Source organism: Mycobacterium sp. SVM_VP21 (assembly GCA_024758765.1).
Classification (GTDB): domain Bacteria; phylum Actinomycetota; class Actinomycetes; order Mycobacteriales; family Mycobacteriaceae; genus Mycobacterium; species Mycobacterium heraklionense_C.
On sequence record CP101406.1, the window covers coordinates 4,052,098 to 4,076,558 of the forward strand.

24 protein-coding genes and 2 pseudogenes are annotated in these 24,461 nt (G+C 65.4%); 9 read left to right on the top strand and 17 right to left on the bottom strand.

Annotation, left to right across the window (positions count from 1 at the left end; all coding sequences use genetic code 11):
• Positions 1 to 17: 17 nt before the first annotated feature.
• Both NM962_18995 and NM962_19000 read right to left on the bottom strand, forming a co-directional pair.
• A complete protein-coding gene (locus NM962_18995) occupies positions 18 to 1,238 on the bottom strand; it encodes a DUF2236 domain-containing protein (GenBank protein ID UVO11974.1) in 1,221 nt (406 codons plus the stop codon).
• A gap of 170 nt (positions 1,239 to 1,408) precedes the next feature.
• A complete protein-coding gene (locus tag NM962_19000) occupies positions 1,409 to 2,017 on the bottom strand; it encodes a TetR/AcrR family transcriptional regulator (GenBank protein UVO11975.1) in 609 nt (202 codons plus the stop codon).
• Positions 2,018 to 2,121: 104 nt separating this feature from the next.
• Here NM962_19000 and NM962_19005 point away from each other — a divergent pair, with 104 nt between their 5' ends.
• Positions 2,122 to 2,370, top strand: a complete 249-nt coding sequence (locus NM962_19005) for a hypothetical protein (GenBank protein ID UVO11976.1) — start codon at positions 2,122 to 2,124, stop codon at positions 2,368 to 2,370.
• A 330-nt stretch (positions 2,371 to 2,700) separates the two neighbouring features.
• On the opposite strand, the pseudogene NM962_19010 reads toward NM962_19005, so the two are convergent.
• Positions 2,701 to 2,811, bottom strand: a pseudogene (locus NM962_19010) (type II toxin-antitoxin system PemK/MazF family toxin).
• Positions 2,812 to 3,119: 308 nt separating this feature from the next.
• Here NM962_19010 and NM962_19015 point away from each other — a divergent pair.
• Together NM962_19015 and NM962_19020 are read left to right on the top strand one after the other, a co-directional pair.
• Entirely contained in the window at positions 3,120 to 3,872 is a 753-nt protein-coding gene (locus tag NM962_19015) for a class I SAM-dependent methyltransferase (GenBank protein UVO11977.1), read from the top strand.
• 189 nt (positions 3,873 to 4,061) lie between these two features.
• Entirely contained in the window at positions 4,062 to 5,030 is a 969-nt protein-coding gene (locus NM962_19020) for an acyl-ACP desaturase (protein UVO11978.1), read from the top strand.
• Between the two features lie 461 nt (positions 5,031 to 5,491).
• Here NM962_19020 and NM962_19025 read toward each other — a convergent pair whose 3' ends face one another.
• Positions 5,492 to 6,700, bottom strand: a complete 1,209-nt coding sequence (locus NM962_19025) for a DUF2236 domain-containing protein (protein ID UVO11979.1) — start codon at positions 6,698 to 6,700, stop codon at positions 5,492 to 5,494.
• Positions 6,701 to 6,758: 58 nt separating this feature from the next.
• Here NM962_19025 and NM962_19030 point away from each other — a divergent pair, with 58 nt between their 5' ends.
• The gene (locus tag NM962_19030; GenBank protein ID UVO11980.1) at positions 6,759 to 7,388 is read left to right on the top strand and encodes a TetR/AcrR family transcriptional regulator; all 630 of its coding nucleotides are present in this window, start codon (positions 6,759 to 6,761) and stop codon (positions 7,386 to 7,388) included.
• A gap of 81 nt (positions 7,389 to 7,469) precedes the next feature.
• Here the strand turns inward: NM962_19030 and NM962_19035 are convergent, their stop codons facing one another.
• Both NM962_19035 and NM962_19040 read right to left on the bottom strand, forming a co-directional pair.
• Positions 7,470 to 8,258: an enoyl-CoA hydratase-related protein gene (locus tag NM962_19035; GenBank protein UVO14830.1), complete on the bottom strand. Its 789-nt coding sequence runs from the start codon at positions 8,256 to 8,258 to the stop codon at positions 7,470 to 7,472.
• Positions 8,255 to 8,890, bottom strand: coding sequence for a hypothetical protein (locus NM962_19040; protein UVO11981.1), 636 nt, complete (start codon positions 8,888 to 8,890; stop codon positions 8,255 to 8,257). Before NM962_19040 ends, NM962_19035 begins: the two co-directional genes overlap by 4 nt.
• 200 nt (positions 8,891 to 9,090) lie before the next feature.
• Between NM962_19040 and NM962_19045 the strand changes: the two genes are divergently transcribed.
• From NM962_19045 to NM962_19055, 3 genes are all read left to right on the top strand, one after another.
• Positions 9,091 to 9,423 (top strand): DUF732 domain-containing protein, encoded by a 333-nt coding sequence (locus tag NM962_19045; GenBank protein UVO11982.1) that lies wholly within the window; start codon positions 9,091 to 9,093, stop codon positions 9,421 to 9,423.
• Positions 9,424 to 9,506: 83 nt separating this feature from the next.
• Positions 9,507 to 12,305: an aconitate hydratase AcnA gene (gene acnA / locus NM962_19050; GenBank protein ID UVO11983.1), complete on the top strand. Its 2,799-nt coding sequence runs from the start codon at positions 9,507 to 9,509 to the stop codon at positions 12,303 to 12,305.
• The gene (locus NM962_19055) at positions 12,305 to 13,504 is read left to right on the top strand and encodes a tellurite resistance/C4-dicarboxylate transporter family protein (protein ID UVO11984.1); all 1,200 of its coding nucleotides are present in this window, start codon (positions 12,305 to 12,307) and stop codon (positions 13,502 to 13,504) included. Before acnA ends, NM962_19055 begins: the two co-directional genes overlap by 1 nt.
• Here the strand turns inward: NM962_19055 and NM962_19060 are convergent.
• The 7 genes from NM962_19060 to NM962_19090 all read right to left on the bottom strand — a co-directional run bounded on the left by NM962_19060 (position 13,388) and on the right by NM962_19090 (position 21,185).
• Positions 13,388 to 14,452 (bottom strand): ABC transporter ATP-binding protein, encoded by a 1,065-nt coding sequence (locus NM962_19060; GenBank protein ID UVO11985.1) that lies wholly within the window; start codon positions 14,450 to 14,452, stop codon positions 13,388 to 13,390. The genes NM962_19055 and NM962_19060 overlap by 117 nt on opposite strands.
• A 13-nt stretch (positions 14,453 to 14,465) precedes the next feature.
• Positions 14,466 to 15,305 (bottom strand): carbohydrate ABC transporter permease, encoded by an 840-nt coding sequence (locus NM962_19065; protein ID UVO11986.1) that lies wholly within the window; start codon positions 15,303 to 15,305, stop codon positions 14,466 to 14,468.
• Positions 15,302 to 16,186 (bottom strand): sugar ABC transporter permease, encoded by an 885-nt coding sequence (locus NM962_19070; protein ID UVO11987.1) that lies wholly within the window; start codon positions 16,184 to 16,186, stop codon positions 15,302 to 15,304. The genes NM962_19065 and NM962_19070 overlap by 4 nt, the downstream gene beginning before the upstream one ends.
• On the bottom strand, positions 16,183 to 17,520 hold the full coding sequence (locus tag NM962_19075) for a sugar ABC transporter substrate-binding protein (GenBank protein ID UVO14831.1): 1,338 nt from the start codon (positions 17,518 to 17,520) through the stop codon (positions 16,183 to 16,185). The genes NM962_19070 and NM962_19075 overlap by 4 nt, the downstream gene beginning before the upstream one ends.
• 14 nt (positions 17,521 to 17,534) lie before the next feature.
• Positions 17,535 to 19,448 carry a YhgE/Pip domain-containing protein gene (locus NM962_19080; GenBank protein UVO11988.1) on the bottom strand — a complete coding sequence of 638 codons (1,914 nt, stop codon included), beginning with the start codon at positions 19,446 to 19,448 and terminating at the stop codon, positions 17,535 to 17,537.
• 2 nt (positions 19,449 to 19,450) lie between these two features.
• Positions 19,451 to 20,113, bottom strand: coding sequence for an ATP-binding cassette domain-containing protein (locus NM962_19085; GenBank protein UVO14832.1), 663 nt, complete (start codon positions 20,111 to 20,113; stop codon positions 19,451 to 19,453).
• A 190-nt stretch (positions 20,114 to 20,303) separates the two neighbouring features.
• Positions 20,304 to 21,185, bottom strand: coding sequence for a sigma-70 family RNA polymerase sigma factor (locus NM962_19090; GenBank protein ID UVO11989.1), 882 nt, complete (start codon positions 21,183 to 21,185; stop codon positions 20,304 to 20,306).
• Between the two features lie 72 nt (positions 21,186 to 21,257).
• Here NM962_19090 and NM962_19095 point away from each other — a divergent pair, with 72 nt between their 5' ends.
• Positions 21,258 to 21,611 carry a DoxX family protein gene (locus NM962_19095; GenBank protein ID UVO11990.1) on the top strand — a complete coding sequence of 118 codons (354 nt, stop codon included), beginning with the start codon at positions 21,258 to 21,260 and terminating at the stop codon, positions 21,609 to 21,611.
• A 1-nt stretch (position 21,612) separates the two neighbouring features.
• Here NM962_19095 and NM962_19100 read toward each other — a convergent pair whose 3' ends face one another.
• The 4 genes and pseudogenes from NM962_19100 to NM962_19115 form a co-directional block, all read right to left on the bottom strand.
• Positions 21,613 to 22,056: a helix-turn-helix transcriptional regulator gene (locus NM962_19100; GenBank protein ID UVO11991.1), complete on the bottom strand. Its 444-nt coding sequence runs from the start codon at positions 22,054 to 22,056 to the stop codon at positions 21,613 to 21,615.
• Positions 22,057 to 22,088: 32 nt separating this feature from the next.
• Complete coding sequence (locus NM962_19105; GenBank protein ID UVO11992.1) at positions 22,089 to 22,889, bottom strand: ketosteroid isomerase family protein; 801 nt, start codon at positions 22,887 to 22,889, stop codon at positions 22,089 to 22,091.
• The gene (locus NM962_19110) at positions 22,889 to 23,458 is read right to left on the bottom strand and encodes an isochorismatase family protein (protein ID UVO14833.1); all 570 of its coding nucleotides are present in this window, start codon (positions 23,456 to 23,458) and stop codon (positions 22,889 to 22,891) included. The genes NM962_19105 and NM962_19110 overlap by 1 nt, the downstream gene beginning before the upstream one ends.
• Before the next feature lie 102 nt (positions 23,459 to 23,560).
• Positions 23,561 to 23,812: pseudogene (locus NM962_19115) on the bottom strand (DUF2784 domain-containing protein).
• A gap of 107 nt (positions 23,813 to 23,919) precedes the next feature.
• Between NM962_19115 and NM962_19120 the strand changes: the two are divergent.
• Positions 23,920 to 24,450 (top strand): RDD family protein, encoded by a 531-nt coding sequence (locus NM962_19120; GenBank protein ID UVO11993.1) that lies wholly within the window; start codon positions 23,920 to 23,922, stop codon positions 24,448 to 24,450.
• Positions 24,451 to 24,461 lie beyond the last annotated feature (11 nt).

Here is a 24,461-nt window from a genome sequence, read left to right on the forward strand (position 1 = left end):
CCGTTGTTCCCCGACTCCTACACCGCTGTTCGCTCGACCTTTGCCGTGGAGTCGAACCTGACCTCACTCGACCCGGTCACCCGCTCCACCATTTGAGGCATCGCCGAATGCACCATGTTCCGGGCCAGCTTGTCGCACAGCGGGCGGGCCAACGGCAGCTGCCGAGCCGCGCCCAGGATGCGAGTGAGCGTTGCCGCGACGGGACGGATGACCGTTCCTGTTGCGGGGACGCGGATGTCCCATTCGTCGCTGAGTGCGGGGCCAAGACTACGGCGGGTTTCGGCGAGCACGTAGGCGTTGAAGAGATACGTCACCGTTTGGGAGGCGCTGATCGGATAGCCGTTGTCGATCAGCGGGCGCAGAACCCGCGCCGCGCTCGCCCGGTCCTTGGGAAGTGGCGCCGGCACACCGCTGAGGTAGAAGTAGAGGAAATCGCTGTAGTCCTGGTGGGTGGTCAGCAGGTCTTCCTCGGGCACGCCCTGCAGGTACGACTGGTACGCGCTGAACATCGCGATGTCGTCTTTCTCCTGCGCCGTGAGGCGATATCCCTGCTTTTCGAGAAGGGGTACGGCCCAAGATCCTTGGACCGCGGCTGCGGTAAGAACCGCGGTCAGGTGGATGGGGGTCCCGTACGCCGCAGTGTTCCATTCCACGTGGCGACTGACCTCGGTACGCACGAACCCGTGAACCAGGCGCACCCGGCACCCGGTCCGGAATGCGCTGTCGCCAGCGGGATCAACCAGGAGGTCATGAACGTACTTTGCGGTCTCCACATAGCGCTTGTGCGTCGATTCGATGATGGCTTCGTTGAGCGCCAACGTGAGTGCGGAGTTCGGTGAGATGGCCCCGAACATGAAGCCCGCAATGACACCATGCGCGACCCAGGCAGGCATCGGTATCCGGCAGAACGCTTCAGCGCCACGGGCAATGGCCGCGCGGTCCAGACGCGCCGGCAGTGTCAGCACGGGGGCGAGGAAGTCGACGATCTCGGGAGCGGCATCCGCGGTGTCGACCAGACCGCTGGCCAACGTGTCTTCAAAAGCCGCTCGTGACACCCGGCGGTCGATGATCGCAGCGGCCAGTCGATCCGCCGCAGCATCCCCCATCGTGTGCAGATGAGCCCACCGATCGGCGTAACGCTGACGGTCAACGTCGACGCGCCGCTTGCTTTCCGTTACCCCGTAGTAGTAGTCCGCGAAATGCTGCCACGGCCGACCGGTCCCCTGCTCAACACTCATCTTTCACTCCTATGTACGGGCCGCCGGCAACCGATCCGGAGAGACACGGGCCATGGCAACGCCAGGAGACTAACATTTATTCCCACTAATGGGAATATGTTGAAGGCTAATGCACCTCACCCCTCGGCAGCACCCCTGCGCTCGCGATACTGCATGACAGCCCGGTGGAACTATCGAGCCCCAAATAGTTGCTGCGCGGCGGCAACCCAGTCCCGAATCTCACGGTCGAGCGATACGTTGTCCGGATCCCGACACCACCGGAATGTCATCCCCGTGGTGGCATCGACCGCGACCTGCGCCGCACGCGCGGCATCCAGATCAGCGCGCACCGAACCGTCGCGCTGCCCGTCCACCAGGGCCCGCTCCACAGCATCGCGCGCGGCATCGATCCACTGCTCGAAAACTTCGTTGAGATCCGACGACGTTCCTGCGACCTGAAACGCGACGGTGAAGACCGCTCGGAGGAAGGCGGGGTCATTTCGCCACATGTCCTCCAGGGCGAGCATGGTGTTGAGCGCCCGATCCAGACCGGGTACTCCCGCTTCGGCGGTCGGAGCGAGCAGAGGCTGCTGGATACTGCGTTCGAACAATGCTCGGAAAAGACCTTCTTTGGATCCGAATCGATGGTGGACCATCTTCCGGTCGAAACCTGCATGGGACGCGATCAGCGCAGGACTGGCCCCGGCATACCCCCGCTCGGACACAACTTTGACGGCGGCATCGAGTAAGGCTTCGGTGGATGCTCGAACCCGTTGCTCCTGCGTGTTTCTGTCGGCCATGAACGGATTGTCCCATCGACGGTTACGTGACCTGCTGATCGAGTCGGGTCACGACGTCCTCCACGTGCGCGATCTGCGCATGGTGGGCTCAATGGGACGAGGAAGTGATAGCGCAGGCTGCGGCTCAAGGCTGGGTACTCATCAGTGCTGACACCGACCTTGGAGCGCTGCTTGCTCGAACGCATGCGATCGAGCCGTCCTTCGCGCTGATTCGCCGCGCCAGCAATCGGCGTGCCGTTGAGCTATCGAAGCTCCTGACCGACAATCTTCAAGTCGTTGCTGAGGATCTGGCTGCAGGCGCGATCGTAGTTCTCGGCGAAGATGTAATTCGCATTCGTCGCCTGCCGATATGAGCACTGCCGGTGCTCCTGCTCGAACAAGCACGTGGGGCAGACCGCTCGACATCCGGTTCATCTGAAATCCGTCAGATATAGCGCCGTACGGCGCACAATACTCGAAAGCTGTTGTGGCACCGCTTAAACGGCGTAGTTGATCATAGATAACCACTGTTATCCACGATCTTCTGACGGCGGCCGGCGGCGATCCACACTGTTACCGCTCCCCTACACCAACTCGCACCTGTTGAACACGCACCGTTACCAGCTAACCAATGCGAGTTCTGCTTGGACTGCAGAGCAATTCGGGGTGAACACCATCAATTGGATGCTCTTCGGCTGCCGTGGTCAGATGCCCAGAACGCGTCGGAGTCCTAGGTTGATCTCGCGCTTCAGGCTCGCCCGCACGTCGCCAACTCGGTCGGTGAGGTCGTTCTTGTTGAGCGTGACGAGCGCCGACAGTCTTCACCTCACCGGCGGAGCGCCCTCTGGAGTGACGTCGTCGTCGTGCCCAACCGTCACCTGCCGCGACCCCTGGCGTGACTACTCGATCGGACGGGACCGATCCGGGTCGGCCCCCTCTCGCCCGGGTCGACTTGCATCAATACGTCACAGTGACGAAATGATGATGATGCCCCGGAAGGGGTGATCTGTGCGAAATCGGTTCTCGGAGCGGCGAATCAACAACCATGGCCAGACTGAGGGGCGTTCTGGCACGCGCTGGCCTACTCTGATTAGCCTACCGACGTTGACGAGTTGGGTATGGCATGAGCACCTACGACCGCACTGGAGCGGCCTACTCGGTGACCCGCGTTCCCGATCCCCGTATCGCCGCAGCCATCGACGAGGCCTTGCGTGGCGCTGCATCGGTGGCGAACATCGGTGCCGGGACAGGTTCCTACGAGACCGCGTCCACCGTGGTGGCCGTCGAACCCAGCCGGGTGATGATCAACCAACGGTCCTCGGCGGGACCTCCGGCGGTTCAGGCAGCCGCTGAAAATCTACCAATCCGGACGGGCGCCGTCGATGCCGCGATGGCTCTGCTGACGGTTCATCACTGGACTGACCTCGCGGCCGGCTTGGCGGAAATGACTCGTATCGCACGCCGACGCATAGTCGTATTCACGTGGGATCATGCCATTTTTGGTCAGTTCTGGCTGTTGCGCGAGTATCTTCCGGCTGCCGCGGCGACCGATGCCCGGCTGGCTGTCCCGATGGACATGTTGATCGAACTCCTTGGTGGGGAACGAGTCTCAGTCGTTCCGGTACCCGTCCCGCGCGACTGTCGGGATGGTTTCGGAGGGGCCTATTGGTGCCGCCCGGAGTTATACCTCGACGTTGCTGTTCAGAACGGAATGTCGTTGTTTGCGCTGACGCCGAAAAGTCAACTACAGGAAGGCCTATCTCGCCTGCGCGCTGATGTCGCAACTGGCTCCTGGCAGCGGCGACACGCCGAACTCCTCCGATCGACACAACTTGACCTTGGATACCGACTCCTAGTTGCCGACGTCGCCGAATGACATTGCGGCTCCTCCCCTATGGGCAACATCACGACAACATCACGTGACGTATTGGTGGAAGTGTGTGTCCCACTGATGATCTGCCTGTGAGTTCGCTCAACTGGCCTGTCGACATCGACCTGCAGTGTCCAGGCAGTGTATGGTTCGTCGGGCTGGGGGGCCATCCCGAGAGCCGTAGAGGGGGATGCGATGTCGAGGCAGTTGACCGATCTGGAGATACTTCGCGAGTTGGAGCCCGTTGCGGCAACCAATGTGAATCGGCATGAGTTGGTCGCGCCCGCGTGGAATCCCCATGACTACGTGCCCTGGGACCGTGGCCGTGATTTTGCGCGGATGGGCGGCCTCGACTGGTCACCGGAGCAGTCGCAACTCAGCGACGTCGCGAAGGCGGCGATGATCACCAACCTGCTTACCGAGGACAATTTGCCGTCCTATCACCGTCAGGCGGCCAAGTACTTTTCCCATGACGGTGCCTGGGCGGCGTGGGTGGGCCGATGGACCGCCGAGGAAAACCGCCATGGCATCGTGATCCGCGACTACCTCCTGGTTACCCGAGGGGTCGACCCGGTGGCGCTGGAACAGGCACGAATGCAGCACGTGACCAACGGATTCGGGGCCACGGCTGAGGAGGAGGCGCGACACAAGACCGACTTTCTGCTGTCGGTCGCCTATGTGACGTTCCAGGAACTCGCCACTCGTGTCAGCCACCGCAACACCGGCAAGGTGTGCAATGACCCCGTTGCCGACCGGATGCTGCAGCGCGTTGCAGCCGATGAGAACCTGCACATGATCTTTTACCGCAACGTGTGCGATGCGGCATTGGACCTGGTGCCTGACCAGGCGCTGGAGGCGGTCGCCGACGTCGTGGAGAACTTCCGGATGCCCGGTCAGGGCATGCCGAATTTTCGCCGTAACGGGGTGCTGATGGCTAAACACGGGATCTACGACCCGCGGCAGCATCTGGACGAAGTCGTGCGGCCGAACCTGCGCAAGTGGCGGATCTTCGAGCGCGATGATTTCACTCCTCGCGGCGAACAGCGCCGGGAAAAGCTTGCAACGTACCTCGAAAGTCTTGAGCGCCATGTGATCCGGTTCGAGGAGCAACGCGACCGTCGTCTAGCCCGCGACGTACATAGCCGGGAGGCGAAAGTCGGCTAGACCTGCGGACTCGGATCTGCAGCCATGGCGACCGTTCCCGCAGTCGGATGACCGCCATGGCCGAGCTCCTGCCGCTAACGTGGCGGGGGCGGCGCTACCGGCTGGCACGCATTGACTGCCGGATTCCACCAGTTGCCCGGGCCGCAATTCGGCGGTGCGGTGGGCTGACACGCGTTGTCTCCCGGGTTCCACCAGTTGCCCGGACCGCAGTCCGGGGGCTGGGCCATGGCCACACCAGGTGACACTGCGACCACGAATGACATGGGCGTCAACGCAATCGCGACCGCGCACGCTATACGGCGAACGAACACATTCATCGAATCCTCCCATCAGAAGCGTCCACTCGAAGCTGGACGTGATCATGGGACGACTACCCACTGGGGCGATTCCACAATCACCCGGTGAAAGGCATGCCCGAGAAAGCTATCGGCCGACGGCGGCCATTGCCGGTCGCACATCCCCTACGCGGAGCGCACCGCCGCAGGATGGCCGCGACTATCTGGCGCGGCATCGACCAGCTCGTGGTGCACCCCGTAGCGCTGCCGTTGTTCGGCCATCAGCCTCGGGTAGTTGGCCAGAGCGCGTCGAGTCCGCAGTTTGTTGACCCCGGGAATGCGCGCGAGTACTTCGTTGACCCCGCCGACAACCGGGCCGAGCACCCGCGGCAGGTATTTGAACGGCGTGTCGGCCACGCCCAGACGGCTGGCATTGGCATCGCCCAGAAATGCCCGAGTCATGCCGTTGATAATGTTCAGGCCCACGCGGTGCTTCCACGATCCACCGACGGGCAGCAACTCGGCAATCTCGCGCGCCAGATAGTCGTGCGTCAATGCGCGGACGAAGTCACGGTCTCCGTCGTCGGGTTCCACCGCGGTCAGTGCATACAACTCCGCGATACGGACCTGATCGGCCTCGGTGGCCGGATTCAGTTCGTCCGAAACGCCGTTGAGCAGACCGACGTAGCGCCAGAAATGGTAGATGTCGTCGAGTTCGTCCTGGGTATAGCGAACCCCCAGTTGGTGCATTGCCGCCAGGGCGATCTGACCGAACTCGACGATGGTGAACGCCATGTAGCTCTGCGGAATGGGTGCGCCCCATGCATCACTGTCCCAGTCGCCCTCGGTCAGCAGATGGCGCCGCACGAACGCATGAATCATTCGGACCCGTAACGTCGTCGCCAGGCCGGCGCCGTCGCGACGCAGCCCACCGGGAGTGAGGATCGCCTCCAACCATGCGCCGACCTCGATCGACCGCACGGCCGCCTGGCTGGTGTAGCGACCCGTGAGCACCAGCGGCATCCCGGCGACGGAATTCATGGCTCCGGCCGTCAACGAGGCCGCACCCAAGACGATGCCGTAGGACGCGGTGTGCCGCACGATATGACCCGCAGCGCGATCTAGGCGGTCGTGGTCGAGCCAGTCGGGTTCGTGGTCGATCTCGGCGAACAACGCCCGCAGCGACTCCGGCGGCGACTCCACAGCGTCGATGCCGTGCTGGATCGCGGTCCGCAGCATGACCATCCCCGCGCCGCGAGGCAGTGTGGCGAAATCAGCGACCACGGCGTCGGCCAGCGGATCGGTGATCCGCGTTCCGTCGATCCAGTCGCGGCCGGCCTGGCCGTACCGCGCGACGGCGAGGTCGGCGTTGGGGGTATGGGGCACATTTGCCATACAAATATGGAAACATGAGAATCTCTCACTTACTACTCACTTTTGATGCGGAGGCGAAATGCCCGTCCAGGCACGTTCGCGGCCGCAGCAGCAGCGAGCCCGCGAGATGCGCAGCCGGCTGCTTGACACCGCTCGCCAGCTGATCGCGCGCCGCGGCGCGGAAGCGCTGACTACGCAGACCATCGCCGACACCGCGCACGTGAGTATTGGCACTGTCTACCGGTACTTTCCGGACCGCGCCGCCATCATCGCCGAGTTGGTGGACGCCGCAACCCGCGACATCTCCTTCCAACTGGTCCGCAGCGTCGGACAGGCCATCGACCTCGAGGTCGACCAGGCCGCGTTGCTGGTCGTCGACACTCTAACGACGGCCTATGAGCAGCACGCCCCGATCCTGTTGGCCGCGCTGACATCCTCATCTTTCGACCTGCCGCCCTACCTCAACCACACCGCGATGGACGAGATCGAACGCAGCCTGCTGCCGCTGGGCAGCGTGATCCCGAGCAAGTCCCGCCCGGACCTGTCGCCCGCGGAGTTGGACGATTTGGTGTTTGTGACCATGGGCGTGACGTCCAGCGCCTGCCTGCGCATCGCATTGCAGCGGCCCGCGACCGCGGATCGTGACGCGATGGTCCGGCTGACCGCGACGATGCTGGCCGCCGCGCTCACGGCTCCTGGGGCTGCCTGACGCGGTCTACAATTCTGCGCCGCCCAGCACCACCGGCCGGTGCTACGTCGACCGGCCGCTGGGCGTCGGGGTCGACGTGCGCTAAGGCGTTGCGCTCCAGCGGGGTACGCGTCGTTGGAGATACGCCTCGACGCCTTCGCGCGCATCAGGGGTCCCCATCACCTGGTGATGGAGTTGGGTTTCCAGCTCAGCGACCTGCCGCGGGGCATAGCCGTTGATCACCGTGTCCCACAGCAACCGCTTGCTCAGCGCCGCCGACGTGGGTGCCACATTGATGGCAATGTCACGGGCGATCGTCAGCGCATGGTCGAGGACGTCCCCGGCCGGCAGGCAGCGGTTGGCGACGCCCATCTGGGCGGCCTCGTGCCCGTCGAAGGTGCGCCCGGTCAGCAGCACGTCGGCGGCGACGGCGGTGCCCGCCAGTCGGGGCAGCGTCCAATGCGCCATGCAGTCCGGAACGACGCCTCGGCGGACCTGCGGCACAGCGTATTTCGCGTCAGCGGCCATGATCCGGATATCAGCCTGCAAAGCGATGGTCAGCCCGATCCCGATTGCGTGACCATTGACCGCGGCGATAACGGGAGTGTTCAACTCAAATGCCGCCGGGCTTATCGGCGAGGCGGTGAACGCGTCCTCATCCTCGGGTGCCTCGAAGGGACTTGTCGGCGATGACAGGTTGGCTCCGGCGCAGAAGGCGTCGCCGGCACCGGTCAGAACGATCGCGCGAACCGCGTCGTCAGCGTCGCAGTCGCGGTAAGCCTGGCTCAGCAGCTGCCCCATTGCCGCGGTGTAGGCGTTGCGGGACTGTGGCCGATTCAGCGTGAGCAGCGCGACGCCGTCCGCGATGCTGACCGTCAGATCGGTCGTCAGCGCAGGTAAACCTCGCTGCCGCTGGGGTACCCGCCGCCGGTGGTGGTGACATGGACGTGGTCGTAGTGGCCGTAGCCGCCGCGCTGGGCCCCGCCGCCGGGTGTGTAGTAGACACCGCGCCAGATGGCGTCCTGCAGGCCGAACCGGCCGGCGTTCTCCATCACGTAGGCCACGATCGAATCGCCGAGCGCGATTCCTTCGGCGCTGCCCGGGTTGGGGACCATCACGTCGAGCGCCAACCCGTTGGGGTGCCAGCGCAGCGCGTCGGCCCGTACGCCACCGATCTGCATGATCTGGGGAAAGGCGTCGCTGATGCTGCGAGCGGCCTGGATCGTGCGGACCTGCAGGCCCCGCTCCGGGGCGACTCCCGCGGGCAGGAACCGCGGCACGGTGCGCGTTCGTGAGGCAACGGCGAACCGCGCGGGTGGTCCCGTTTCGGGCGTCGCTGCGGGTGCGGCTACCAGCTGCAAACCGCCTGGTGAATTGTCTTCAGCAACCACGGCAATGGATTCTTTCGGCACCGCAGGATTGGCGCTACCTCCCACAGCAAAGAACAATGCAGCTGGTGCGAGGACTGCCGCCATCAATACCGATGATCGTTTGCGCTGGCTGGCTAACTCGTGTCGGCCCACGGGGAGACACAATACGAGAAATTTGGCTAATAGTCACAAATTTATAAACCTCATAAATTCCTTATTGTCTTGCTCGTCACATCTGAATGGGCGACGGGCGCCACATTGCGTGCGATTCGCGCAGGTGAGCGCGGCCTCGCGCCGGCCTCCCCTGCCTGCAAAGGAAGACCACCTAAGCAGATGGGTCTACACTGCATCTCATGAAATCGACGACCCTCGCCGCAGCGGTCTTGGGCTTGGCCGTGACCCTGGCAGCACCCGCTCACGCCGACCCCGACACCGATTTCGCCCGAGAACTGCACACCTATGGCATCTACGGCCCGCGGGACTACAACGCCTGGCTGGGCAAGATCGTCTGCGAGCGGTTGGACAAGGGCGTTGACGGCGACGCAGCCAAGTCGGTCCGCTTCATCACCCCCAACCTGCAGAAGGGCACCAACCAGGCGCAGGCCTGGCAGTTCCTCGGCGCCTCGGTCAACACCTACTGCCCGGACAAGCGGCCGGTGCTGGAGCGCGCGGCCCAGCAAGGCTGATTGAGGGCCTTCTCCCCCTGGTCCCGTCGGTAAAGCGGACCTAGGGTCGGTGATAACCGATCCGACCGGTGGGAGGGCCCGCAATGGCCGCAGACAGAAACCTCGACAGCTTCGGAACCCGGGGCCAGCTGAGCGTCGACGACACCACGTATCAGATTCGACGACTCGATCGCGTCGATGGCTCGGCGCGACTTCCCTACAGTCTCAAGGTTCTGCTGGAGAACCTGCTGCGCAACGAAGACGGCCGGCTGGTGACCGCCGAGCAGATCGACGCGATGGTGGCCTGGGACCCGAGCGCCGCGCACGGCCGGGAAATCGCCTATACGCCGGCGCGGGTGTTGATGCAGGACTTCACCGGAGTGCCGTGTGTGGTCGATCTGGTCGCGATGCGCGATGCGATCGCCGAGCTGGGCGGCAAGACCACTCGCATCAACCCGCTGTGCCCCACCGAGCTGGTGATCGACCACTCGGTGATCGCCGATGTCTTCGGCCGCACCGACGCGTTCGCGGTCAACGCCGAGCTGGAGTTCGAGCGCAATGCGGAGCGCTATCAGCTGCTGCGCTGGGGCCAGCAGGCATTCGATGACTTCTCCGTGGTCCCGCCCGACACCGGCATCTGCCACCAGGTGAACCTGGAGTACCTGGCGCGGGTGGTGTTCACCCGCGCCAGCACCGAGGGACCGCTGGCCTACCCCGACACCCTCGTCGGCACCGACTCGCACACCCCGATGGTCAACGGACTCGGCGTCCTGGGCTGGGGCGTCGGTGGGATCGAAGCCGAGGCGGCCATGCTCGGTCAACCGATGAGCATGCTGATCCCTCCGGTGGTCGGCCTGAAGCTGACCGGCGAACTCCCACCCGGCACCACCGCCACCGACCTGGTCCTCACGGTCGCCGAGCTGCTGCGCGCCACCGGGGTGGTCGGCAAGTTCGTCGAGTTCTTCGGCCCTGGCGTAGCCAATGTGCCACTGGCGAATCGCGCCACGATCGGCAACATGAGCCCGGAGTACGGGGCCACCTGCGCCATTTTCCCGATCGACCGCGTCACCTGCGACTATCTGCGCCTGACCGGCCGCTCCGAGCATCAGATCAAGCTGGTGGAGGCCTACGCCAAAGAGCAGAGCATGTGGCACGACCCGGATCGGGAACCGGTCTATTCGCAAACGCTGGAATTGGATCTGAGCAGTGTTGAGCCGTCGATCGCCGGCCCCAAGCGGCCGCAGGACCGCATCCCGCTGCGGTTGGCCCCGCACACCGTCGCTGCGCTGCTCGACGGCGCCGAGACCACCGCTCAGGCCCTGTCGGATCTGGACAAGGCGTCGGCGGCTTCGTTCCCGGCCAGCGACCCGATCGCGTTCGGCGAATCCCAATCCGAAGGCAAGCCCCGGGAACAGTGGGCCGGCGGCGACAAGCTCCCCTGGCGGACCGATGCCAAGCCGATCGAACTCGCCGACGGCACCCGCACCGAGATCGACAACGGCGACGTGGTGATCGCCGCGATCACCTCGTGCACCAACACCTCCAACCCCTCGGTGATGGTCGGCGCGGCACTGCTGGCCCGCAACGCCGTCGACAAGGGTTTGTCGCGCAAGCCGTGGGTAAAGACCACCCTGGCGCCCGGATCGCGAGTGGTTACCGACTACTACGAGCGGGCGGGCCTGACGCCCTACCTGGACAAACTGGGCTTCAACCTGGTCGGCTACGGCTGCACCACCTGCATCGGCAACTCGGGACCGCTGATCCCCGAGGTGAGCAAGGCCGTCATCGACAACGATCTGACCGTGTGCTCGGTGCTGTCAGGCAACCGCAACTTCGAGGGCCGTATCCACCCCGAAGTCCGAATGAATTTCTTAGCCTCCCCGCCGCTGGTGGTCGCCTACGCGCTGGCCGGCACGCTGCGCGTCAACCTGCTCACCGATCCGCTGGGCACCGGCAGCGACGGCGAACCGGTGTATCTGCGCGACATCTGGCCCACCACCGACGAGATCGCCGCCGTGGTCGACGACAACTTGCAGGCCGAGATGTTCACCACCAGCTACGCCGACGTCTTCACCGGCGACGACCGTTGGCGTTCCCTGGACGTTCCCGACACCGACACCTTCTCCTGGGCACCGGCTTCCACCTACGTGCGCCAGCCGCCGTACTTCGACGGCATGACCCGCGATCCGGCGCCGCTGACCGACATCGCCGGCGCCCGGGTGCTGGCCAAGCTCGGCGACTCGGTCACCACCGACCACATCAGCCCGGCCGGGTCCATCCGATACGACTCACCCGCGGGAAAATACCTGTCCGAGCACGGAATCGAGCGCACGGACTTCAACTCCTATGGCTCGCGACGCGGCAACCACGAGGTGATGATCCGCGGTACCTTCGCCAACGTACGATTGCGCAACCAATTGGCACCGGACACCGAGGGCGGCTTCACCCGCGACTTCACCCAGCCGGACGGTCCGGTCAACACCATCTACGACGCGTCGGTGAACTACCTCGCCGCCGGCACTCCCCTGGTGATCCTGGCCGGCAAGGAATACGGATCCGGCTCCTCGCGCGACTGGGCCGCCAAGGGCACCGTCCTGCTCGGTGTGCGGGCGGTGTTGGCGGTGTCCTACGAGCGCATTCACCGGTCCAACCTGATCGGGATGGGGGTGCTTCCGCTGCAGTTCCCCGACGGCGCCGACGCCGAATCGCTGGGCCTGACCGGTGAAGAGACATTCGACATCACCGGGGTGACCGCACTGAGCGACAGCATTCCCGACACCGTGCAGGTGAAAGCCGGTGACATCGAATTCGATGCCACGGTGCGCATCGACACTCCCGGCGAGGCCGACTACTACCGCCACGGCGGCATCATGCAATACGTACTGCGCCAATTGCTCGACTGATGGGCATCCAAACGGGGGCGACGGTCCCGGCGACCGGGACCCGTGCGGCGATCCGCACGCTCAACCCGGGCTACTTCGCGCTGGTGATGGCCAGTGGCATGGTGTCGACCGCGATGTACCACCAGAACTCCCAGTGGGTTTCGGTGCTGCTGCTGTGGGTAACGGTGATCTCGTACCTGGTGTTGATCGTGGTATCGACGGTGCGCGTGATCGCCTTTCGGCGCGAATTCCTGGCCGATCTCTACGATTCCGGCCGCGCCTTCGGCTTCTTTACGTTCGTCTCGGCCACCAATGTGCTGGGAGCGCGGCTGGTCATCGACGGGCACAGCACTGTCGCGGTGGGCCTGCTGGCGGTCAGCACGCTGACCTGGCTGGTGCTGGGTTATCTGATTCCGTGGACCGCGGTGCTGGGGACCTCGGAGCGGCCGGTGGTGCGCCGGGCCAACGGCACGTGGTTCATCTGGGTGGTGGCCAGCCAGTCCATTGCGGTGTTGGCCGCAGTGCTCGAGGTGGAGGTGTCCCAGCCGTGGCGCCAAAGCCTGGCGCTGCTCGCGGTGGTTTCCTGGTCAATCGGAGTGTTCCTCTACGGTGCCGCCGGAATCTTTGTGGCGCTGCGGCTGTTGCTTTACCCGCTGCTCCCCGAAGACCTCGTTCCGCAGTACTGGGTGGCGATGGGAGCCACCGCGATCACCGTGCTGGCCGGTGCGCACATCGTCGAGATGGCCGAAGCGCCGATGGTGCACGCCACTCGCGGTCTCATCGCCGGAACGTCGGTGATGTTCTGGGCGTTTGGCACCTGGCTGATCCCGCCGATGATCGCGGCCGGAGTGTGGCGCCATGTCGTGCATCGTGTTCCACTGCGCTACGAAGCGCCCTGGTGGAGTGTGATCTTCCCGCTGGGCATGTATGGGGTGGGCAGTCACTACCTGGGCCAGGCCGACCAGCTGCCGATCGTCTATTTCATCGGTTCGGTCGAGAGCTGGATTGCGCTGGCCGCCTGGAGCGTTGTGTTCGTCCTGATGCTGCACCACCTGGCGGTCACCCTGGGGCCTGGGCGGAGCGCCAAGCTGACGGGCGGTAATTCAGCCGAGCCGGCCGCCGTCGGAGCCGAAGAAGTGCAAAGCAGTCACGTCGAAGCCCAGCGACAACCGGGCGCCGCGGTGCACCTCGGTGTTACCGGGAACCCGGGCGACTACTGACTGCGGGTTCTGCGGGTCATCCGTCCCGCCATACAGGTAGGTGTCGGCGCCCAGTTCCTCGACGAAGTCCACCTCGACACCGATCCCGCGATCGGCGATCTGCAGGTGCTCGGGCCGAATGCCGACAACCAGCTGCGTTGCCGCAGCGGATATTTCCGTCGGGATGCTGATGTGATGGCCGCCCAGCGACACCGCGCCGTCGACGACGGACATAGTGAACAGGTTCATCGCCGGCGATCCGATAAAACCGGCGACGAACACGTTGGCGGGCGTGCGGTAGAGCTCGCGCGGTGGGGCGCATTGCTGCAGCACCCCGTCGCGTAATACCGCGACGCGATCGCCCATCGTCATAGCCTCCACCTGATCGTGGGTGACATAGACGGTGGTGATCCCCAGCCGCCGTTGCAGTTCGGCGATCTGGTTACGGGTCTGCACCCGCAGCATGGCGTCGAGGTTCGACAGTGGCTCGTCCATCAAGAAGACCTGCGGACGACGCACGATCGCGCGGCCCATCGCGACGCGTTGGCGTTCGCCGCCGGAGAGGTCCTTGGGCTTGCGCTCCAAGAGCTCGGCCAGGCCCAGCAGCTGGGCCGCTTCAATCACCCGGGCGCGGATCTCGGCCTTAGGGATCTTGGCCACCTTCAGGGCGAAACCCATGTTCTGCGCCGCGGTCATGTGCGGATACAGGGCGTAGTTCTGGAACACCATGGCGATGTCGCGATGGCCGGGATCGGTTGCGGTGACGTCGTGATCGCCGATGTAGATCTGACCGGCGTCAACAGGCTCCAGGCCGGCCAGCATCCGCAGCGTCGTCGTCTTGCCGCAACCCGACGGCCCGACCAGCACCATGAACTCACCGTCTTCGATCGCGAGGTCGAAGGCGTCCAGGGCGGGGCGATCGGCACCCGGATAGTGCCGGGTCACCGAGTCGAAGGTCACTGAAGCCACTGTGTTCTCCTGACTACCGGCCACCGAAGCCCGTGGCCGCGATCCCGCTGACGAACGCCCGCTGGGCGATCGCGTAGATGACCACCAGCGGGGCCAACATGAGCATGGAGGCGGCCATTAGCACCGGCCATTCGGCGACGTACTCCCCTTGCATCCACACCAATCCGAGGGTCAGGGTGGCGATGCCCTTGCGCTGAATCATCAGCAGCGGCCACAGAAAGTCGTTCCAGACGTTGATCCAGGTCAGCACCGCCAGCACCATCACCGCGGGTTTGGCGTGCGGCAACAGGATCCGCCAATAGATCGCCCACGGTGAGCACCCGTCTAAGATCGCGGCTTCCTCCAGATCGGTGGGCAGGGTGGCGAAGAACTGTCGCATCAAATAGGTGCCGAACGCGCTGCCGAACAGGCCGGGGATGATCATCGCCCACATGGTGTCGGTCCAGCCGAATACCCGCATCAAGATGAACTGCGGAATCACCGTGACCGTCAACGGCACCATCAGCGTGGCCAGATAGACCACGAACAGCGTGTCTCGACCGGTGAACGGCAATCGGGCAAAGGCATACCCGGCCAGCGAACAGAAGAACACCTGTCCGGCCGTCACGCAGCCGGCGTAGAGAATGGTGTTGAACAGCATCCGCCAGAACGGCATTCGGGCGAAGACTTCGACGTAGTTCGACCATTGCGGATGGGCCGGCAACAACATCGGTTGGCTGATCTCGGCTTGGCGCTTCAGTGACCCCGACAGCGCCCACAGAATCGGGAACAATGCGCAGGCGGTGACGGCGCCCAATCCCGCATAGGTGCCCAGCAGCCCGGCAATGCGATGCCGGGTCGGCGGGCCGGTCACTGATCCACCGCGTTCCTGCGTGACAAGCGCAGTTGGATGACCGTCAGGACCAGCAGCACGGCGAACATCACCCAGGCCAGCGCGGACGCATACCCGAAGTCCAAGAAGGCAAAGGCCTGCTGGAACAACATGATGGCCAACACGTAAGTACCAGTCTCGGGCCCGCCGCTGCTGCCGGTGAGCACATACACCAGATCGAATGCCTGGAACGCATTGATCACCGAGATCACCACCACAAACCACACGGCGCCGCGGATCATCGGCACCGTGATGGACACGAAGCGCCGCACCTCGCCGGCGCCGTCGATGCGGGCTGCCTCGTGCAGGGAGTCGGGCACGCTCTGCATGGCCGCGAGCAGGATCACCGTCGCAAACGGCACGCTCTTCCACACGCTGACCAGACATAACGAGGCCATCGCCCAGTGCGGTTCGGTGAGCCACGGTACCGGTGCGATGCCGAACCAGCCGAGCATGATGTTGAGCAGGCCGCTGTCGGTGTTGAACACGAACTGCCACACCACCGCGATCACCACCGAGGACACCGCCAACGGCAGAAAGGCAATCGCCCGAAACAGGCCGATTCCCTTGATTTTCCGGTTCAGCAATCCCGCTACGGCCAGACTGATCAGCACCGTCGGGACCACGGTGCCCAGGGTGAACACCGTCGTGTTGCGGACCGCGATGCCGAACAGCGGATCACCGGTGAACAGGTCGCGATAGTTCGTGGCGCCGACGAATGACGGCGAGGAGAACAGATCCCACCGCTGGAAACTCATGTAGAGCGAGAAGGCGAGTGGGAACGCCATGAACACCGCGACCGCCGCCAGGTTCGGGGCGATGAACCAGCGGCCTGCGCGTGCTCGTCTGCGGGTGGGATTCATGCGGTGGCCAAAACTTCGTCGATCTGCGGTGTCAGACCGGTCTTCAGTGTTGCCGCGGGCCGCTTGCCGCGCAGTACCGGCCCGATGGCGCGGTCCATCAGGGCGTGGACCTTCTGCCAGTCCGGGGAGATCGGCAGCCCTTCGGAGTGCGCCGGGCCGCCGGTCAGCACCGCAAGGTTACGGATCCTGGTGTGGGCGGCGGTGAATCCGGGTGTATCGATCGCCGAGCGCAGCACCGGTACGAACAGGCCGGACTCCCCGATCAGCGACTGTCCTACCGGACCCGCCGCGAATTTGAGGAATTCCCAGGCCTGTTCCCGGTGGCGACTGTCTGCGGCGATGGCCAGACCGGTGCTGCCGATGGCGGATTGAGCCGCCATGCCCTTGGCTGCGGCGGCCGGTCCGGTCGGCAGCACCGCCACGTCGAATTCCAGATCGTCGGCTTGGACGAAGGTTTGGTAGCGCCAGTGCCCGCCGAGTGCCATCGCCGCGTTGCCCGCGGTGAACAGGCCCATCGTGGAGATCGACTGGGTGTCTGCGGCTGCGGGCGCCACGCGATGCACGTTCGACAGATCCGCGTAGAACTGGATCCCGGCCAGAAAATCGTCGTCGTCGAAGTTCAGGTGGGTCGGGTTGACTCGCGGCACCGCCCACGGCACCCCGTTGTTCATGCCGAACAGCGCTGCAGAGTACGGCGGCGACCAGGTGTCGACGAAGCCCCATTGGATGACTCGGCCGTTGCCGGTCCGCCGGGTGAGTGCGGCGGCCGTGGCCAGGAACTCGTCGAACGTCCAAGGCGTATCCCAGCGGCCCGGTGGTGGCGGCACACCGGCTTCGGCGAAGATCTTGGTGTTATAGAACAGGAACGCACCCGACCACTGCTCCGGGAACGCGTACTGGCCGCCGTTGAAGCCGAACGTCTCGTAGAGCGCAGGAATGCTGTCGGCGCGTAACGTCGCCGCGAACTGCCGATCCCGATCCAGCAGGGTGTTGAGGTCCAACAGCACACCGCGATCGGCAAGTCCGGCGTAGTTGAACTCCCACGCCATCAGCACATCCGGGCATTTCCCGCCGGCGCAGAACGTCGACATCTGCTGGGTCGGGTCGCCGCCGGCCAGAATCGTGCGCACCCGAATGCCGGGGTGTTCGCGCTGGAACGCGTTGACGATCCGCATCCGGGCGTCGGCTTCTTCGGGATTGGCTGCGAAGAAGAAGGTCAGTGCGTCGTCGTCGCTGCCGCAGGACGACATCGCGGGTAACAGTGCTGCGGCCCCGACCGCTCCGGCGCCGCGCAGCACGCTGCGGCGCGTAAGCGGTCGTGGACCGGAGGCCAGCACCCGCGAAACCGTCAGACTTCGATCGGCGGGTAGAGGCGTTCGAGGGTGAACTGACGATCTCGGCGCGCAGCCCAGGAGCTGGCAACAAGTGACACCACCAGGATCCCGGCCAACACGGCCACCGACGTCCACAGCCGCTCGTCGATACCACCGACGGTCAGCTGGCGTAACCCGTTGACGGCGTAGGTCATCGGGTCGTAGGGGTGCAATATCTGGAACGGTTTCGCCGTCGTCTCCACCGGATACACCCCTCCCGACGACACCAGCTGGAACATCAGGAAGGCCAGGGTAAACACCCGGCCCACGGCCACTCCGAGCACGGCGTTGAACGCCTGGATCATCGCCAAGAATGACGCGGCGATCAACGCCAGGAAGGCGACCATGCCCGCGGCATGGCGCGCCTCCAGCCCCACCCCGAAGTGCACCACCGTGTACATGAGCAAGACTTGGCACACCCCCAACAGCAGGGCCGGCCAGTACGAGGCGAGGACCACCCGCAACGCGCCCAGGCCGTTGACGATGGCGCGAGTCTGCAGCGGGGTCAACAACATCCACACGATGAGCGAGCCGATGAACAGCGCCAGCGGCAAGAAGAACGGGGCGAACCCGGTGCCGAAGGTGGCGGCGTGATGGGTGAAGTCCATGTCCACCCCGACCGGGCTGGCCAGGATTGCCGAGACGTCCACACGTTGCTGGTCGGTGATTGTCGATGCGCGCTGGTCCGCCTCGCCCAATCCCGTGGCCAGCTGGGCGGCCCCGTTCTTGAGCTGATTGCTGCCGTCGGCCAGTTGGACCAGGCCGTCACTCAGCTGGTTCGCCCCGGCTACCAGCGCGGTGGCGCCGTCGCGCAGCGCGACCACATCCGACCGGAGACCGCCGTCGAGGGCGTGGGTCATGAAGGTGCGCAGCCCGCTGTTGGGATTGGCCAGATCGTTCTCCAACTGTTGGGTGTCGGTGCGCAGTTGGGTCAGGCCCTCGTCGGTGGCCGGGTCCAGCCCCTCAACGTCGAGCAGCCGCTGGGCGCCGGCGAGGGTGTCGCCGAGCCCGCGTACCGCCGGGTCGGGGTTGCCGCGCAGGGCGTCTACCACCTGGTTGACGATCCCGGCGGCCTGTTGGTAGTTGACGTTGAGCGATGCGATCCGGTCACTGACCGTCTTGAGATTGCCGCTGAGGCTCGCGGCGGCCGCACCGGCGGCGTTCGGGTCGAAGCCCATGTTGGCGAGGTCATCGGTCACCTTGAGCAGTGGATCGGTCGCCTGTTGGACACCGTGGTTCAGCTGCCGGATTCCGTCGGCGAGCGCCGTCGAGCCGTCCCGGGCGGTGCCCATGTTGTCGGCCAACGTTTTTGAGCCGTCCGAGAGCTGGCTGGCTCCATCCGCCGCCTTCTTGACCTCGTCGGTCACCTGGGTCAGTGCGGTGCCGATCACCTGTTGGCCGACCTTGGAGCTCACTTCGTTGAGCACCTCGCGGGCGGCGTTCTGCCCCATGACCGAGGCCAGGTAGTTGTTGGCGTCGTTGAACCGGAACTGGATCTGTGCTTTTTGCGGATGCGGGCCCGCCGGGGACACCACCGCCGCGCTGAAGTCGGACGGCAGGGTGATCGAGAAGTAATAGGTTCCATCGGAAACACCTTTGACGGCTTCGCTTTCCGACACCTGGTGCAGATCAAGCTGCTTGGAGTCGATCAGCGCCCGGGTCACTTCATCGCCGGCGTGCAACTGCTCGCCGGACACCACGGCACCGGTGTCCTCATTGACCAGGGCGACCGGGATCTTGTCGATGGCGGCGAAAGGATTCCAGAACGCCCACAGATACATCGCGCCGTACAGCAAAGGCAGCACGATGATGGTGATCAGGGCCAGCCGCGGCATGGTGCCACGCGAATAGCGTTTGAGGTCGGTTCCCAACGACATTCCGGCGAGCATGGTCAGCGGTTCCCCTTCTCGTGTCGGCCGGGAACGAGCTCGGCGCGCTCCAGCCGGTCGACGGTGATCTGCCCGGCGAGCCCGAACCCGTCGGGAATCGGATTGGCCGACGAGGTGATCACGGTCTGCTTCTCCCCCAGCGCCACCAGCCGGGTAAGCAAGATGGCGCGGTCGCGGCTGTTCTTGATCTCATCGATGCTGCCCACCACCAGCAGCGGTGGACGTGCGGTGTTGGCCAGTGCGATGCGCAGCAACAGCCCGGTCATTTCATCGAGATGCTCGACGTAATCGTGCAGTTGGGGTACCGGCAGGTCGCCGAAGACCGGGCCACAGATCGCGTCGCGCTCGGCGTCACCGGCCCGGCGGACCAACTGGTACCAGGGTGCATCCCAGCGGATCTGTTCAGTGATCAGGTCCGCGACCGTCACCGACTCGAAAATCGCGTCGAGCTGTTCGATCCCCGCTAGGGCAGCGACGCCGAAGATGTCGCGGGCTTTGTTGCGCCCGAGCACGGTGAGCGTGCCCGACGACGGCTTCATCCGTCCGGCCAGGTTCATCATCAAGGCGGTGCGACCCGACCCCGGAGTTCCGACCAGCACGGTGGTACCGCCGGCCGGGATGTCCAAATCAAGCGGTCCGAAGACTCGTCCCCACGGCCCGGTCATGGTGATGCCGCGGGCCGTCACCGCGGGCGGTGACGGCGCTGCCGCCGTACTCTCCCCCGCCGCTGTGGCCTGCCCTGCGGCGGTCGTTTCGTCTGGCATGGACGCCCCCTCACACATCGGTTCGCGTGACCCATCAAAGCAGAACCCGCCGCCATGGGCGGCCGTCACGTGTTCTTGCAGCGGATCAGGTCTATGGGAGTTGCAGCGTTGCCGTGCGCAACCGCACGGGATCACCTGCGATGTCAATGGTGTGGATGCGCCCATCGTCGGCGATTCCGATGCGCAACAGCGCCAGCAGGCGACCGCCGGGCGCGATCGCGATGCCCGGTGTGCCGTCGATGAGCAGCACGGCACCGGCCCGTGCACGCCAGGTGAAGCGCCGCGTCTCGGTCGCGACATCCTCGGCGCCGCGCATCTCGGTGGGCACCCCGGCAGGTATCAGCACCGGATCCACGCGGCGCACCACGTCGGGCGCCAACAACTCCAGCAGGGTGGGGATGTCGCCGCCGCGCGAAGCGGCCAGGAAAGCGCTCACGATCTCGAGATGCTCGGCGCGGTGTCGCGGCTGCTCGGCCGACGCGGCCTGCAGTCGGACCCGGGCGCGGCTGGCCAACTTCTTGGCCGCGTCCTGCGAGCGGTCCAGCACGTCGCCGATCTGCTCGAACGGCACGTCGAACACGTCGTGCAGCACGAAGGCGACTCGCTGCGCCGGCGACAACCGATCCAGCACTACCAGCAGCGCGCGGCTGACCGCCTCGGAGCGCAACGCCTGTTCGTCGGCGGCCGGTGCGGCCAGGGCTGGGGAGCTGTCCAACTCGGGCGTCTCCGAGAGAGATTGCTCGATGCGGCGCGAGCGTGCCCGCAACTGGTCTATGGCGGTGCGTGCGGTGATGGTGGTGAGCCATCCGGGCAGATTGTCCACCGCGGCGAAATCGGCACTGCTGGCCTTCAGCCAGGCGGTTTGGACAGCGTCGTCGGCGTCTGCCGTCGAGCCGAGCAGATGAAACGCCACCGAATGCAGATGTCGGCGGTTGTCCTCGAACCGTTGGGCCAAAACGTCGGTGTTGCCCATGGGTCACCTTTCCCGTTCAGGGGTCGTCACAGGGATAGAGCCACATCCACAGACGACAGGAAGAGCAACACCATGAGCGTACAGACGATCTATCTGGTGACCGTCGTGGTTACCGCGGTCACCACCATCGCCATCGCCGTACCCGACTTCATTCCGGCGCAATTCGTCCTGGCCAATTCCGCGCGGGTGGGCGTGCCGCGGTCCTGGTTGCCGCTGTTGGGCGGGCTGAAATTGGCCGGCGGCGCCGGCCTTCTCGTCGGTCTGGCCGGAGTCCCGCTGCTCGGCGTCGCCGCCGCTGCCGGCCTGGTCGCGTACTTCATCGGGGCCGTGGTGACCCACGTGCGGGCCGGGGTGCTGTCCAACATCGGATTCCCGGCCGCCTATCTGCTGCTATCGACGGCGTCGCTGGCGATCCTGCTGGCGTGAACTAGCCGAATTCGGCGGCCGGGTCGGTGTGGGTGGCCGCACCGGTACGTCGTGGCAGCTCGACGACGACGTTGGTGGCCTTGACCGAGGCGACGACCAGGCTGCCGGGCTGCAGCTGCAGTTCGTCGGCGGCCTCCCTGCTGACCAACGAGACCAACCGGAACGGTCCGGCCTGAACCTCGACCTGCGCCATCACCGTGTCCCGGGTGACCTTGGTGACCAGCCCGACCATCCGGTTGCGTGCCGACTGGCCCACCACCGGATTGCGTGACACCGGTTCGACGGCGGCGCGCTCCTGGGCGAACCGTGCCAGCTCGGCACCGTCGACCATGCGGGGCCCGCTGCCCGTCGTCAGCGACAGGCGACCGGAGTCGATCCACCGGCGGACGGTGTCGTCGCTGACCCCGAGGAGCTCGGCGACTTCGGCAATTCGAAAGCTCGGCACGTAGGTGAGTTTATCGCCGCGGTGGTGCCTAATCAGGCTCCTGGGAAATACCGGATTGTCGTGATCGGCGCCCCACGGCCGGCCACGTCGAAGAAGAGCACGGCGCGTCGCTGCGCGGAGGTGGTTGACACCGCGACGGTGCTGCCGGCGGCCAACATCTTCGTCAGGCCCGCGCCGTCCAGCTGGGCACCGAGCTCGGCAAGGTCCACGGCGGTTTCATCGCCGTAAGTGACTGTGGCACTAGGTGATAGCAGGCCCCTGGCAGTAGCAGTGTTGCCGGCCGCGACCGCCTCCAGGAATGTTTGCACCGACTTCTTGCCCTTGCTGCCCGGTCGGCGGAACCCCGCGACGAACCCGGCGGTGCCGGCCAGCCGCTGATTGCGCAGCAGCGATCGTGACAGCCCGATCCCGGCGGGCAGCGCGGCGATACCGTTACCGAGGAACTGGCCCACCATGGCTGGCAGCTCCCAGTAGGCGCGCAGCCGCTGCAGCTCCCAATCGCCCGAGGACCCCTGCAGGTCATAGCGCAGGATCGCCGGCATGTGCATGGTGACCGACGGCCCCATCGCGACTTCGAGCTGCAGATCCCGTACGACCGTCGTCCCGCGCACAATGTCCAGATCGCGATGAAAGGTGATATCGCGCGGACCGATGAACGTGTCGTAGAACCGCCCGATCTGGTCGGGACCGACGTGCGGGCGTGAACCCACCGGATCCTCCACCCGGCCGTCGGCGCTGAACAGCCCTGCCCAGCCGGCCCTATCGTGGGCGGCTGCCGCAGCCGGTGACTGCTCGACGGCGTCCAGCAGCTCGGCGGCCTTAGCGTTGGTCATCAGATCGCCTCCATCACAGTGACACCGTCGTTGCGCATCGCCGCCAGCGCGGCGGCCGTCGATTCGGCCGAGGTGCCCGCGGTCAGGGGCGACAGCACGGTGGTGGAAAACCCTTTGCGCACAGCATCTTTGGCGGTAGCGCTCACGCAGTGCTCGGTGGCGACGCCGACCACGTCGACGTTGCCCACTTCGTGTTGGTTCAGCCACTCGGCCAGTGACGTGCCCTGGTCATCGACCCCCTCGAAGCCGCTGTATCCCGCGCTGTAGGCGCCCTTTTTGAAGACCGCTTCGATCCGCTCGGTGCTCAATTCCGGATGAAATTGCGCCCCGGGACTTCCCGCGACGCAGTGCGGCGGCCAGGACGTCTGGTAGTTCGGGTCCTCGGCGAAATGCGCGCCGGGGTCGATGTGCCAGTCCTGAGTGGCCACCACGTGCGCGTAGCGGGCCTTGCCGTCCGGGCTGTCCACGTAACGGCTGATCTGCTGTGCGACGGTGGCAGCGCCGGTCACCGGGATCGCTCCCCCATCGCAGAAATCGTTCTGCACATCGACGATCACCAGCGCCCGCATGCGTCCACAGTATCGTCGGCGCCGCAGCGCTTCTCGGCCACACAGCGCCCAGGAGCCGAGCACCGTCACCAGCACCGCGACCTCGACTGCGGTGGTCCACGCGGTCGGGTACAGCACACCGGTCAGATAGTGGGCGATGAATCCGTCCGGCGGCAGCGCGGCCATTCCGGCGGCGGCGCGCGCCCGGCGCTCCAGCCAGGTCAGCGGGCAATCCAGATGTGCGACCACGATCAGCACCGCCCAGAATGTCGCCACGCCGTGCAGCCACAGGGTGCGTGGCCACCGCACGGCGAGAAAGCCGCCGACCACGACGTAGCCGACGAACGCAAGATGCGACGCGACGATGAGCACCATCGCGATCTGGTACATCAGTGCGCCGTTTCGCCCTCCGCGGAAACCGCTTCCGTCCCTGATCGTCACGGTACATTGGCGGACATCCAACGTGGTCAGGAGCAAATCTGATGACAACCGGCGATTTCGGCCCGAACGGCCCCGGCTACGGCCCCGGATACGGTCAGCCCGGCGGCTATCCACCGCCGCAGGGTTGGGGGCCGCAGCCCGGATGGGGTCAGCAACCGGGCGGGCTGGGCAGGCGCTTTTGGGCCCGCGCGCTCGACGGAGTGCTGGTCGGTATCGTGTCGTTCTTCCTGTCGGTGTTCTTGTTCTCCGACGATTACCCGTTTCTGGTGACCGGCCTGTTCTCCGGGGCGCTGACCTTCGGCTACTTCGTGCTGTTCGAGGTGACGCAGGGCGCCACCCCGGGCAAGCGGCTGCTGGGCCTGGCGGTGCACGGGCCAGATGGGGTGTCGAAGCCGACGGCTTCGGAGTCGGCCATTCGTAATTCGTTCACTCTGCTGGCCATGGTCCCCTACCTCGGTGGGCTGCTGGCCTTCGTGGCCTACGTCGTGATCGCCGTGACGATCAGCGGCAGCCCGACCAAGCAAGGCAAGCACGACGAGTTGGCCGGCGGCACCCGGGTGACCCGGACCTAGTTCGGCTGGCG

Coding starts and splice junctions, on each gene's coding strand:
- NM962_18995 (UVO11974.1), bottom strand. CDS start 1,238: ATGAGTGTTGAGCAGGGGACCGGTCGGCCGTGGCAGCATTTCGCGGAC.
- acnA (UVO11983.1), top strand. CDS start 9,507: ATGGCCGCAGACAGAAACCTCGACAGCTTCGGAACCCGGGGCCAGCTG.
- NM962_19095 (UVO11990.1), top strand. CDS start 21,258: ATGAGCGTACAGACGATCTATCTGGTGACCGTCGTGGTTACCGCGGTC.
- NM962_19030 (UVO11980.1), top strand. CDS start 6,759: ATGCCCGTCCAGGCACGTTCGCGGCCGCAGCAGCAGCGAGCCCGCGAG.
- NM962_19025 (UVO11979.1), bottom strand. CDS start 6,700: ATGGCAAATGTGCCCCATACCCCCAACGCCGACCTCGCCGTCGCGCGG.
- NM962_19055 (UVO11984.1), top strand. CDS start 12,305: ATGGGCATCCAAACGGGGGCGACGGTCCCGGCGACCGGGACCCGTGCG.
- NM962_19090 (UVO11989.1), bottom strand. CDS start 21,185: ATGGGCAACACCGACGTTTTGGCCCAACGGTTCGAGGACAACCGCCGA.
- NM962_19110 (UVO14833.1), bottom strand. CDS start 23,458: ATGCGGGCGCTGGTGATCGTCGATGTGCAGAACGATTTCTGCGATGGG.
- NM962_19020 (UVO11978.1), top strand. CDS start 4,062: ATGTCGAGGCAGTTGACCGATCTGGAGATACTTCGCGAGTTGGAGCCC.
- NM962_19080 (UVO11988.1), bottom strand. CDS start 19,448: ATGCTCGCCGGAATGTCGTTGGGAACCGACCTCAAACGCTATTCGCGT.
- NM962_19120 (UVO11993.1), top strand. CDS start 23,920: ATGACAACCGGCGATTTCGGCCCGAACGGCCCCGGCTACGGCCCCGGA.
- NM962_19070 (UVO11987.1), bottom strand. CDS start 16,186: ATGAATCCCACCCGCAGACGAGCACGCGCAGGCCGCTGGTTCATCGCC.
- NM962_19015 (UVO11977.1), top strand. CDS start 3,120: ATGAGCACCTACGACCGCACTGGAGCGGCCTACTCGGTGACCCGCGTT.
- NM962_19105 (UVO11992.1), bottom strand. CDS start 22,889: ATGACCAACGCTAAGGCCGCCGAGCTGCTGGACGCCGTCGAGCAGTCA.
- NM962_19000 (UVO11975.1), bottom strand. CDS start 2,017: ATGGCCGACAGAAACACGCAGGAGCAACGGGTTCGAGCATCCACCGAA.
- NM962_19045 (UVO11982.1), top strand. CDS start 9,091: ATGAAATCGACGACCCTCGCCGCAGCGGTCTTGGGCTTGGCCGTGACC.
- NM962_19085 (UVO14832.1), bottom strand. CDS start 20,113: ATGACCGGGCCGTGGGGACGAGTCTTCGGACCGCTTGATTTGGACATC.